We start from the raw sequence: 11,005 nt of genomic DNA, 5'->3' as shown, positions 1-11,005 counted from the left end.
CACCGAGCTGCTCACCAACTACGGCACCATCGACATGTTCATGACCGACGGCTACGCATGGCAGATGGGACAGCAGGCCGTCTCCTACCAGAGGATCCGCTCACTGGTGAAGCAACTGCAGCCGGACTGCGTCATGATCGACATCGGCGGGCTGTCGGAGCCCTTCCTCAGCGACGCGATCTTCTTCGAGGAGCCGCTGGGTGTCACGGCGCCGGCAGGCAACACCTACGCCGGAATGCAGGGGCAGACCATCAGCAACGGCTGGTTCTGGCACCCCTCCACCCCGACCGAGGGCCTCATGAGCAAGGACGCGATCCTCTCGCACCTGGCCGACCTGGAGCCGAAGTACACCTCGTTCATCCTCAACTGCCCGCCCAACCGCAACGGCCTGCTAGACGCCAACATCGTCAACCGCCTCGCCGAGGTCGGCGCGGCATGGAGCCCCGACACCTCCCGGCCGCCGCTGCCCACCCAACTGCTGCGCGCCGAACACCCCGTCACACCGGTCAACGCGTACGCCACCGCCTTCCGCACCGGCGAGGGCCCGCTCAACGCCATCGACGGACTCAGCGACGTCCGCTACGAAACCTGCTGGTCGACCTGGGGGCTGTCCACGGCCCTGCCGCACTCGATCACGATCGATCTGGGCGGGGTGTGGAGCAACGTCTCCACCCTGGAGTACCTGCCCAAGCAGTGGAACCGCAGCAACTCGACCGACGGCGACATCACCTCGTACACCGTCTCCACCAGCACCGACGGCACGAACTTCACCCAGGTCGCCAACGGCACCTGGGCCGGTAACCGCGCCACCAAGGTGACCGAATGGCCCGCCCGCAACGTGGGCTTCGTGCGGATCCAGGTCAACGCGGCCACCGGCGGCTACGTCAACGTGGGCGGTGTCCGGATCGGCGGCCGGACGGCCAAGCCGGCATTGGTGTCCACCACGCTGCCCGGCGACGGCACCGTCTACCGGCTGGTCGCCCGGCACAGCGGCAAGGCCGCCGACGTGCAGAGCGGGGGCACCGCCAACGGCACCAACGTCCTGCAGTGGCCATGGCTCAACAAGGCCAACCAGCAGTGGACCTTCACCAACACCGGCGACGGCTACTACAAGATCAAGGGTGTGGGCAGCGGCAAGCTCCTGGAGGTCGCGGGTCTCTCCCGTGCCGACGGCGGCAACGTCGGCATCTGGTCGGACGCCAGCGCCCCCCAGCAGCATTGGGCCGTCACACCCACCGGCGACGGCTACTACTACCTCATCAACCGCTACAGCGGGCTCTGCCTCGCCGTCGACGAGGGCAGCACCGCCGACGGAGCCAACATCGAGCAGCAGCCGTACGCGTCACAGACACGGCAGCAATGGCAGATCATCCCCTCCTGACCCCGCCCTCCGCCGCCGCTTCTCCTCAACGGCCTGCTGTTGAGGAGAAGCGGCGACGGTCGTCTGCGGACGCGGGGCACCTGATCACCACCACCCCTTCTTGACCAGCTCCTGGATCCGCTGCGGAGGCTCAGACGTTCACCGACCCCCGCCTCTGCGCGGCCATCGTGGACCGTCTGACCTTCAAGAGCACGATCATCGAGAACGGCACCCACTCCTACCGGCTCCGCCTCCACCCGGGCCCGGGCCGAACATCCAGCCAAGGCCGTCTGACGGCTTTCCTTCAACCCGCCACCCTTCACGGGTGGCGGGGCGCCGACCAGCCGGTTGTCACTGGCCGAGGGCACCGTCCTGCTCCAAACGGTCCATGAACTGCTCGTGAACCCTCAGCTCACGCCCTCTGCCCGGGCTCGTCAAAACGATGGTCTTCGCCTCCGCGAGTGACGTGGGACCCGCCCCAAGCAGTTCACACGTGATCACCACCGCATCAAGCACCTGGACCCTGCGCTCACTCAGCTTGTCCTACCTTCCAAGCGTGAGTCTGAGCTGGTCATTCGGGAGTGTAAATCTGACGGCGGATCCGACGATCATGGGAGAGACGTCAAGTGACTGACACCGCCGTGGAGTTGGAGGCGGCCTCAGTAGACCTTTTTGAGGTCCCGGAGAGCGTAGCCGTTGCATGATCACGATTCGTCCGGAGTGCCGTGCTGGCCCGTCCTTGGAGGGGGCACCCCGGTTCGGGCAGGGGGCGGACGCGGTGCAGGCACGGTCTCAGTGATCATGTGAGTGTCGAAGTCCCATGAACACCTGGCGAGTCCGTGCCTGCTCCTGCATCTTCTCCCATGCCCACCGCGCTGGCCCAACTGGGCCGGACTGCCGCGCCGGTCCCGCTGGCGGACGCGGTCGCACTGTCCGGTTTCCTGGACCTGGTGCCCGACCCGCGAGGCGTCCGTGGCCGCCGCTACCGGCTGTCCGCCCTGGTCGCCGCGGCCGCGGCCGCGGCGAGCGTCCTGGCCGGTGCCCGCTCGCTCACCGCGATCACGGAATGGATCGACGACGTCCCTGCGTGGGCCTGCCGGCTTCTCGGCTTCCCCACCGACCCGCTCTCCGGCACCGTGTCCGTCCCGCACCCCCACACCCTGCGCCGTCTGCTCGTCCAGCTCGACGGCGACGCCCTGGACCGGGCGATCGGCGCCTTCCTCACCGCCCGCGCCACCCCGGCCGGTCCCGGACTGCGGGCGATCGCTGTTGACGGCAAGGCTCTGCGCGGCTCGCGCACCCACGTCACCGGGCACGTCACCCTGCTCGCAGCGATGGACCACACCGGTCACGTCCTGGCCCAGCGCCAGGTCGCCGACAAGAGCAACGAGATCCCCGCCTTCCGGCCCCTGCTGGACAGCGTCGACCTGACCGACACGGTCATCACCGCCGACGCGCTGCACACCCAACACGCTCACAACACCTACCTGCGCGAGCGCGGTGCCCACTACATCGCCCAGGTCAAGGCCAACCATCCCGGCCTCTTCGACCGCGTCCGCCGTCTGCCCTGGCGCGAGATCACGCTCGACCACTACGACCGCACCCGCGCCCACCACCGCCTGGAGATCCGGCGGCTGAAGACCGCCGCCTTCGCCCACCTCGACTACCCCGACGCACGCCAGGCCCTGCAAGTCGTGCGCTGGAGGAAGGACTTCACCAGCGGCAAGCTCACCATCGAGCGCGTCCACCTGATAACCAGCCTGCCGCCCGGCGGCATTACCGGCGCCCAGCTCGCCGACTGGATCAGAGGCCACTGGAAGATCGAAAATCTTCTGCACCACGTCCGCGACCGCACGTTCCGCGAGGACGACTCCAAGATCCATGCCGGGCATCTCCCGCGCATCATGGCCGGCCTGCGCAACCTCGCCATCGGCGTCCACCGTCAGGATGGCCACACCAACATCGCCGCCGCCCTACGTCACACCGCTCGCGACTGGCGAAGGCCCCTGGCCGCCCTCGGCATCACCGGATGAACCCGGACAGACCTCGATCATGCAAGAGACCCTGGGGAGAGCGTAAGGACTTGTGCGGGCAGCGTCTCCGATATCCCATGTGCTCGCCGTGTGAATACACGGCGAAGTGTTTGTCGAAGGCGTTCTGCCGGGGCGGCCCGCTGAACATCGCCCGACGCGACCACCATGCCGTTTCCGAGGGTGCGGACGGCTACCTCTGCCAGACCTGCTGACACCGAACTCTGCGGGCGGCGCGGATCAGCACCTCAACAGTCCCGTACGAGCTTGTGGTTAAGAGGTTAATCACTCAACATTCGGGGTGCCGCCGCTGGGTCGGGAGTGGGCACCTGCCTGACGCCTCGAACAGTGCTGCGGAAACTGAGCATGTCCGCCAAGCCCGTAAATCCGGTCAATCTGTGAAGGAAAGGTGAGCAATGAAGAAGAGGGCTCTCCGCGGCATCGTCAGCGCATTCCTGGTCGCCGCCGCGGCCGGTGCCGTTCTTTTGGCTGCCCCAGCCGAGACGGTCAACGTGGCGGCGTCGGATCCCTGCTTGCGTGTCCACTGCTTTCCGATCGGCTGATACGCAGAGCTGACCCGGTTCGGTGGCTACGAGCGGTGTTCTCGTAGCCAACGAACCGGTCGTGTCCAGGTCGTCGTCGAGGTGCGGGTGGCACTGCACACCGCGGGCGCGGCGCACCAGTTGCACGACGGGAACTCGGGAACCGTCCGTCCGGGCAAGCGGGCGGATCTGATCGTCCTCGACCGGGACATCACCAAGGTGCCCGTGAAGGAGATCCGCGCCACCAAGGTCCAGTACACCCTGATCTCCGGACGGGTGGTCCACGACGCGGACTCCCCGACAGGACGGGCCCGCGTCGAGGCGGCGCAGCGCATCGGCGCCCAGGGTGCCGGCCGGACATCGGGTGGTTCCTGCTGCCAAGGGCACTGACCCGCACAGACCGACACGTCCCGGATGGCGCACATCCTTGCTCTGGCGAAGTCGCCTCCCTCCACTTGAGAAAGAACAGCCATGAAGATCGGTTTCGCGCTCCCGCAGTTCCACAAGCAGGCATTTGGCATCGCCCGGACCGCCGAGTTCGCCCGGAAGGTCGAGAATGCAGGGGCTGCCAGTCTGTGGGTTGGCGACCGCAACCTCGCCGCTGTCAACCCGAAGGTCGGTTATGGCGGGCAAGGCAACACCATCCCGGCCGAACTGAATCCGGCCGCCGACCCCTTCGTGCTCCTTGGTATCGCCGCGAGTGCCACCGAGCGCGTGCTCCTCGGAGCTCACGTACTCATCGCCCCCCTGTATCCGCCAGTGCAACTGGCCAGGTCGCTGACCAGCATCGACCTGATAAGCGGTGGTCGTCTGCTGCCTGGATTCGGCATCGGCTGGTCGCCCGAGGAGTACGAAGCCGCGGGCGGGGACTTCACCCGCCGTGGAGCCAGGATGAACGAACTGCTCGACGCTCTGAAAGCCATCTGGACCACCGACCCGGCCGCATACCAGGGTGAGTCGATCTCGGTTCCCTTGCACCACTCTCCGCTCAAGCCGGCACGGCGCCCACGACCGCCGTTCTACCTGGGCGCACTGTCAGAGCGAGCACTGCGGCGGGTCGCCGAACGCGGGGACGGCTGGTTGCCGTTGTGCGTCGTGCCGAGTTACCTGGACATCGACGGTCTGGTGGCCCAGCGGGCGGTCATCGACCGGCTGGTCCGAGAGGCCGGCCGGGATCCGTCCGCGATCGACGCGGTCCTGCGGGTCAACATCGACCCGGACACCTCCTCACAGCAGGTCGCGGATGCTCTCAAGGCGGTCCATGAGCGCACCAGCATCGATCACTTCATGATCGACTCCATGTACGCCGTCCACAGCGTCGACGGAGCCATCGCCTTCGCCGCCGAGCTGATCGAACTGGCAGGCAAGGGCTGACCGCCGGCCATTCCGACCGGGCGAGAGCGCCCCGCCGACCCGTGTGCTCAGTCATTCGCACACCGCGTGTCGCAGGAACACGAGTCGCCACAGTGGGGCCGGCAGGCTCTGGTTACCACCGTCGGGGCCGACCGCTGGGAATGACCGCGGGGCCGGACCGGCCGCTGCGCAGCCGTGATCTCGTCCGGGATCGCAGTACGCGCTTAGCGGATGCGGCATGACCTTGGGTGTGGGCGACGTGACCATCGAGAAGGTCACGCAGTAAGTCGCATGACGCGGGCGAGGGCGGGTGTCCGGCACCTCGGGCATCCGCCCCGACGCAGCGCTGGAGATCCTGTGCGCACTGACCGCGACCGCCGAACTGCGCGCAGGGTCATCGGCGACAAAGGACATCCTCGCCGAGGCGGTGACCTGGGCGTACACCAAGGCCGGCAGGCGGGTGCGCTACGGCGACGACTGGCGTACCCACCACGTCTTCGGGCGGCGAGGTGCGCTGCGGCACCCCCACGATCCGCGCCGCCGGCACCCGCTGGTGGAACTCCCCCACCAGCACCGAACTGACCGTACATAGGAGATTCAAGTGAGATACCGGAAGACTCTGCCCTGGCTCGCTGCGGTGGCCTGCTTCGCGACCGCCTGCAGCAGCACGTCCGGCACCGACCCGGCCGCCCCGTCGACAACGTCCGCCGCGGCCCGCTCGGCGTCGGACTCCGAGGAGCGGAACAAGGAACTCGTTCTGCGCCTGTACTCGGAGGCATTCAACAAGGACAAGACCGACGTCGTGAAGGAGCTCGTGGCGACCGACTACGTGCAGCACGACAAGTCGGTGCCCGGCGAGGCCGAGGGGCAGATCAAGCAGTTCAAGGACGCCAAGGCGAAGGTTCCCGGTGCGGTGGCGACCGTCAAGCACGTGGCCGCCGACGGTGACCTGGTGGCCGTGCACTGGCAGGCGTCGGCCACCCCGAAGAACGAGGCGACCGGCCAGGCCAAGGCCGACCTCTTCCGGGTCGACAACGGCAAGCTGGTCGAGCACTGGGGCATCACGCAGACCGTGCCGAAGAAGACGGCCAGCGGGAACTCGCTGTTCAGCGACGTGTACAAGTACCCGAACGGGGCACCGACCTTGTCCGAGGAACAGGAGGAAAAGAACCGCAAGTTCGCGGTCGACGCGTACCGTAAGCTCTCCGAGGGTGACGCGTCCGTGATCGACACGAGCTGGGATTCTCGGTACTACCAGCACAACCCGATCGCCCCGAACGGAACGGCCCCGCTGAAGCGGTTCTTCCAGCAGAACACGCAGGACGCCCCCCCTCCCAGCAGCAGCGGAGGCGGCGGGACCCGGTTCGGCAACACCCTCGCCGACGGGGACCTGGTGTGGGTCTTCAGCTCCGACTACGTCGTCGTGGACCTCTTCCGCGTCGTCGACGGAAAGATCATCGAGCACTGGGACGTCGTAGCCGACGGGCAGTAGCCCTTTACCAAGCCTCGCCCTCGCCCCCGCAAGGACCGCGCACGCGGTCAGCGCGAGCACGGCAACCAGGGCGTGCCGTACACCGCGCGGGTCTCGTGGGTCGGGCACCTCGGCCAGCCGCTGCAGCAGGCGCGGGACCTCGTCGGAGACGACCTCGGGATGCTTGCGGAGCTGGTCAAGGCACGCGGGATCAGCGATGATGCGTCGACAGGCACGGTCTTCCACTCGGATCACGGGGCGTAGAGAACTCCATGATCTTGGAAACCCGTGTCTACCTCGTTCCGGGTACCACCGAGCTGACAGACCGCCATGAACCGGGCCCACACGACAACGCCGAAGCCCTGCACCCGGCCGAAGGGCAGTTGACGACACGCTGGATTTCGATGCGGCTTCGGCTTTCTCCGCGGCCAGGTCGGCCGACCGACAAACTTCGATCCCGGCATCTTCATTCCGTAATCGACGGCATTCGACCCGTCGAACAATGAGGCCGAATGCTGCGCTTAACACCAGCCCACCCGGCAGTTGGACTCAGTTTTCCTTCGGGTGGACGGGCTGCCGCGAGAAGCATTCGACACCTAGTCGATCACTCAACGAGTGGCTACCGGCGAGTCGGGTGACTAGTTTCCGCTCGGTCGGACATTTTTGATGGTTACACGCGTCGTAGCGACCATCACTTTGTCCGTCTGCCATAGCCAAGTCGGTAACCATCTTGCTAAATTGACGCCCATGCCTCCGATGTGAAGTCGGGCAGATCCCGCAGCTCACGGAGGCATGAATCCCCCCGCGCCTTCACCAAGGCCTTCTTCTGGTGCCCGGAAACCGTATCGGCTGAGTTCCGCCGCACCCAGCCTCGCTTCGCGCCACGCCTTCGGGCATGCACCCCCCCAATAACTGGAAAGCGCACACACAAGTGATGAGACCCCTTCAGAGTGTCGGCCCCCGGCTTGCCATCGCAGCCACGACGATTGTGCTGGGCACGCCCGGACTTGCCACCGCCGCCGAGGACACCGGCGCCAAGGACGCCACGTACTACATCTCGCTCGGCGACTCCCTGGCCACCGGCTACCAGCCGGAGGTCGACAAGGACACCGACCTCGCCTACACCGACCAGCTCTACGCGCAGCTCAAGCAGCGCACCCCCGGGCTGAAGCACATACGCCTTGGCTGCACCGGTGACACCACCGAGTCCCTGATCAAGGGCGGAAAGTGCGACTACCCGCACGCCAAGTCCCAACTGGACGCCGCCCTGCAGGCCATGGCCCAGCACCACGGCAAGGTCGCTTACGTGACTCTCAGCGTGGGTGCCAACGACATCCTCCAGGGATGCGTCAGCCCGGCCGGCACCCTCGACGCGGCATGCCTCAACAGCACCAGCAAGAGCATGGCGACGAACATCGCCCAGATCGCGGGCACGCTCCGCAAGGCGGGCACGAACGACACCCAGTTCGTGGGCTCGACGTACTACAACCCGTTCCTGGCGACCTGGCTGCTCGGCCCCTCCGGTCAGCAGGCCGCCAAGGAGTCGGCACCCCTGGTCGGGGCCGCCAACACGGGCATCACCCAGGTGTACAAGACCACCGGTTTCAAGGTGGCGGACCTGGCCGGGGCCTTCTCCTCGGACGACTTCACCACCCAGGTCAACGTGCCCGGCGCGGGTGAGGTGCCGGCCAACGTGGCCAAGATCTGCCAGCTGACCTGGGCGTGCACGAAGAAGGACCCGCACCCCAACCCCGACGGCCACAAGCTGATCGCCGGCGCCTTCGCGGCGCAGCTCGCCGACACCGACGAGCCCGGTGCGAGCCCGTCCCCCACCCCCACCCCTGACGACTCGGCCACGCCCGAGCCCGGCACCAGCACGCGCAGCGGCACCGGCAGCGACACGGGGGCAAACCAGCCGTCCACGAACGGAGACCTCGCCGAAACCGGCGCGTCGAGCAGCACCCCCGTCCTCGCGGGTGCCGGTCTCGCCGTCGTGGCGGCCGGCAGCACCGCGGTCTACTTCGCGCGCAGGCGCCGTACGACCAACGAGAGCTGACAGTCAGTCAGTCCCGGACGGCAGCAGGCCGCCCGCGATCTCGCGGGCGGCCTGCTGCCCGGCTACGGACGACCGGGCAGCCCGGAGGGCGGGCTCGCCCTGCTGCGCAAGGCACAGCAGGGCGATGGGCACGGTCACACAAAAGTGTTCTCCATCCCCCGCTCCTACGCCCACCAACTGCTGACCGATGTGGGGCCGGTGGAGAAGGCCCGCGTTTTTGAACTGAGAGGTTTCACATGACCGAACCAGCCGCAGCAGTTCTGGCCCGCTTCAGTGAACAGGCGCTGGGTCTTCCCCTACCCGTGGGAATCCGCCTCTGGGACGGCAGCACGGCCGGTCCCAAGGACGGGCCGGCCTTCGTCCTGCACAACCGCGAAGCTTTGCGGCGTCTGCTGTGGCGGCCCGGCGAGCTGGGGCTTGCCCGCGCCTGGGTGGCCGGAGACCTCGAAGTCGACGGCGACCTGTACGAGTTGCTGAAACGCATCTCGACGCTGCTGTGGGAACGGGAGGAGTCCGGCAGCCGCACGGCGGCGCTCCGGGGAGCGCTGAGCGTGCTGACCAAACCCGGCAGCCTGCGTACCGTGAGCCGGACGCTCGGCCTCACGGGGGTCGGGCTCCCGCCGGCACCGCCCGCCGAGGAGGTGGTGCGCCGTCGCGGTCCCGCGCACAGCATGCGCCGTGACAAGGCGGCCATCAGCCACCACTACGACGTGGGCAACGACTTCTACGCCCTGGTCCTGGGCCCTTCGCTCGTCTACTCCTGTGCCTACTGGCAGGGCGACCCGTCCTCCGGCTCCGACAACACTCTGGAGCAGGCCCAGGAGGCCAAACTGGACCTGGTCTGCCGCAAGCTCGCTCTGCGCGAGGGGCAGCGGCTGCTGGACGTGGGCTGCGGCTGGGGCTCGATGGCCATGCACGCGGCCGAACGCTACGGCGTACAGGTCGTAGGGGTCACCATCTCGGACGAGCAGGCGGCACTGGCTCGTGAGCGTGTTGCCGCGGCGGGGCTTGAGCACCTGGTGGAGATCAGGGTGCAGGACTATCGCCAGATCGACGACTCCCCCTTCGACGCGATCTCCTCGATCGGTATGGCCGAGCACGTGGGCGGGAAGCGGTACCGAGAGTACGCGGACATCCTGCATCAACTGCTGAAGCCCGGCGGGAGGTTGCTCAACCACCAGATATCGCGGCGTCCTGTGCGGGACGAAGGGGAGTACCGGATGGACCCCTTCATCGACCGGTACGTCTTCCCCGACGGCGAGCTGGCTCCCATAGGCTCCACCGTGTCGCTGCTGGAGGAAGCGGGCTTCGAGGTGCGCGACGTCGAGTCCCTGCGCGAGCACTATGCCCTCACGCTACGTGAGTGGGTGGCCAACCTCGAAGCGCACTGGGACGAGGCGGTCAAGCTGACCTCGCCCGGGCGGGCGCGGGTGTGGCGCCTGTATATGGCGGCGTCGGCGGTTGGGTTCGAGACCAACACGATGGGCGTCAACCAGGTGCTGGCGGTCAGGAACGGCGGTGACGGCCGGTCCGGCATGCCGTTGCGCAGGGACTTCCTGGGGGCCTCGACCTCGGCCTCGGCGCTCGCCTGACGAGGCGTCGGTCCGGTGCCGTCGGTGGGTGGGACACGCCGCAGCCCGCCTGACGTGCTGCCTGCTGACACCGTCCTGCTCAACGGTCATGTCTGGACCGTGGACGCCCGCGACAGGATCCGGAAGACCGTCGCGATCCGCGCGGGCCGGATCGTTTGTGTCGGTACCGACGCCGCGCGCGCCGGTACGTCGACGAGCAGACCGAGCTCGTCGATCTCGGCGGCCGGATGCTGATGCTCGGCCTGCATGACGGGCACGTGCACGTCCTTGCCGGAGGACGGGCTGCTCGGGCTCGGCTTCGCCTACCAGCCGTACACCGTCCCGCAGTTCCTCGTCCCTGGCCAGGGATTACCTCGCCAAGACCGCAGAGTCCGAGCCGGACAGCTGGGTGCCGGGCTCGAACCGGGTGCGCCGCGCCACCGACGGCGGGCCGATGGTTCTGGGCGTTCCCGAACGCCGCAGCCATGACTACGTCCGCGCCGGCACCACCACCTTGTTCGCTGCCCTGGAAGTCGCCACCGGCAAGGTGATCGGCTCCCTGCACCGGCGCCACCGGGCCGTCGAGTTCAAGAAGTTCCTGACCAAGCTCGACAAGGAAGTC

The 11,005-nt window shown here is 67.6% G+C and carries 10 protein-coding genes and 2 pseudogenes; 10 read left to right on the top strand and 2 right to left on the bottom strand.

Features of this window, described 5'->3' with window-relative positions:
- The 8 genes and pseudogenes from IG99_RS42515 to IG99_RS42480 all read left to right on the top strand — a co-directional run.
- Window positions 1-1,381, top strand: a 1,381-nt coding sequence (locus IG99_RS42515; RefSeq protein ID WP_037684266.1) for an RICIN domain-containing protein, incomplete at its 5' end; no start/stop codon positions are given.
- Window positions 1,382-1,512: 131 nt separating this feature from the next.
- Window positions 1,513-1,654 (top strand): annotated as a pseudogene (locus tag IG99_RS49945) (IS21-like element helper ATPase IstB); the annotation flags it as partial.
- Window positions 1,655-2,223: 569 nt separating this feature from the next.
- Window positions 2,224-3,393: an ISAs1 family transposase gene (locus tag IG99_RS42505; RefSeq protein WP_037684264.1), complete on the top strand. Its 1,170-nt coding sequence runs from the start codon at window positions 2,224-2,226 to the stop codon at window positions 3,391-3,393.
- A gap of 647 nt (window positions 3,394-4,040) precedes the next feature.
- Window positions 4,041-4,322 carry an amidohydrolase family protein gene (locus IG99_RS42500; RefSeq protein ID WP_037684262.1) on the top strand — a complete coding sequence of 94 codons (282 nt, stop codon included), beginning with the start codon at window positions 4,041-4,043 and terminating at the stop codon, window positions 4,320-4,322.
- 81 nt (window positions 4,323-4,403) lie between these two features.
- Window positions 4,404-5,306 carry a TIGR03619 family F420-dependent LLM class oxidoreductase gene (locus IG99_RS42495; RefSeq protein WP_037684261.1) on the top strand — a complete coding sequence of 301 codons (903 nt, stop codon included), beginning with the start codon at window positions 4,404-4,406 and terminating at the stop codon, window positions 5,304-5,306.
- A 289-nt stretch (window positions 5,307-5,595) separates the two neighbouring features.
- A complete protein-coding gene (locus IG99_RS42490; protein WP_037684259.1) occupies window positions 5,596-5,877 on the top strand; it encodes a hypothetical protein in 282 nt (93 codons plus the stop codon).
- A gap of 9 nt (window positions 5,878-5,886) precedes the next feature.
- Window positions 5,887-6,777, top strand: a complete 891-nt coding sequence (locus IG99_RS42485; RefSeq protein ID WP_037684256.1) for a nuclear transport factor 2 family protein — start codon at window positions 5,887-5,889, stop codon at window positions 6,775-6,777.
- A 913-nt stretch (window positions 6,778-7,690) separates the two neighbouring features.
- Complete coding sequence (locus tag IG99_RS42480) at window positions 7,691-8,812, top strand: SGNH/GDSL hydrolase family protein (protein ID WP_037684254.1); 1,122 nt, start codon at window positions 7,691-7,693, stop codon at window positions 8,810-8,812.
- 3 nt (window positions 8,813-8,815) lie between these two features.
- Here IG99_RS42480 and IG99_RS51565 read toward each other — a convergent pair whose 3' ends face one another.
- A complete protein-coding gene (locus IG99_RS51565; protein WP_267882613.1) occupies window positions 8,816-8,950 on the bottom strand; it encodes a hypothetical protein in 135 nt (44 codons plus the stop codon).
- Window positions 8,951-9,048: 98 nt separating this feature from the next.
- Here IG99_RS51565 and IG99_RS42475 point away from each other — a divergent pair, with 98 nt between their 5' ends.
- Window positions 9,049-10,404 carry a class I SAM-dependent methyltransferase gene (locus tag IG99_RS42475; RefSeq protein WP_037684251.1) on the top strand — a complete coding sequence of 452 codons (1,356 nt, stop codon included), beginning with the start codon at window positions 9,049-9,051 and terminating at the stop codon, window positions 10,402-10,404.
- Between the two features lie 86 nt (window positions 10,405-10,490).
- On the opposite strand, the gene IG99_RS49375 is transcribed toward IG99_RS42475, so the two are convergent.
- On the bottom strand, window positions 10,491-10,661 hold the full coding sequence (locus tag IG99_RS49375) for a hypothetical protein (RefSeq protein ID WP_158973375.1): 171 nt from the start codon (window positions 10,659-10,661) through the stop codon (window positions 10,491-10,493).
- Window positions 10,662-10,834: 173 nt separating this feature from the next.
- Here IG99_RS49375 and IG99_RS42470 point away from each other — a divergent pair.
- Window positions 10,835-11,005: pseudogene (locus IG99_RS42470) on the top strand (IS630 family transposase); the annotation flags it as partial.

This window comes from Streptomyces griseus subsp. griseus (genome assembly GCF_000720255.1).
GTDB lineage: Bacteria > Actinomycetota > Actinomycetes > Streptomycetales > Streptomycetaceae > Streptomyces > Streptomyces griseus_I.
The sequence above is the reverse complement of the archived record's forward strand: the minus strand, read 5'-3'. Positions and strand labels throughout refer to the sequence as shown.

Coding starts and splice junctions, on each gene's coding strand:
- IG99_RS42475 (WP_037684251.1), top strand. CDS start 9,049: ATGACCGAACCAGCCGCAGCAGTTCTGGCCCGCTTCAGTGAACAGGCG.
- IG99_RS42495 (WP_037684261.1), top strand. CDS start 4,404: ATGAAGATCGGTTTCGCGCTCCCGCAGTTCCACAAGCAGGCATTTGGC.
- IG99_RS42505 (WP_037684264.1), top strand. CDS start 2,224: ATGCCCACCGCGCTGGCCCAACTGGGCCGGACTGCCGCGCCGGTCCCG.
- IG99_RS42480 (WP_037684254.1), top strand. CDS start 7,691: ATGAGACCCCTTCAGAGTGTCGGCCCCCGGCTTGCCATCGCAGCCACG.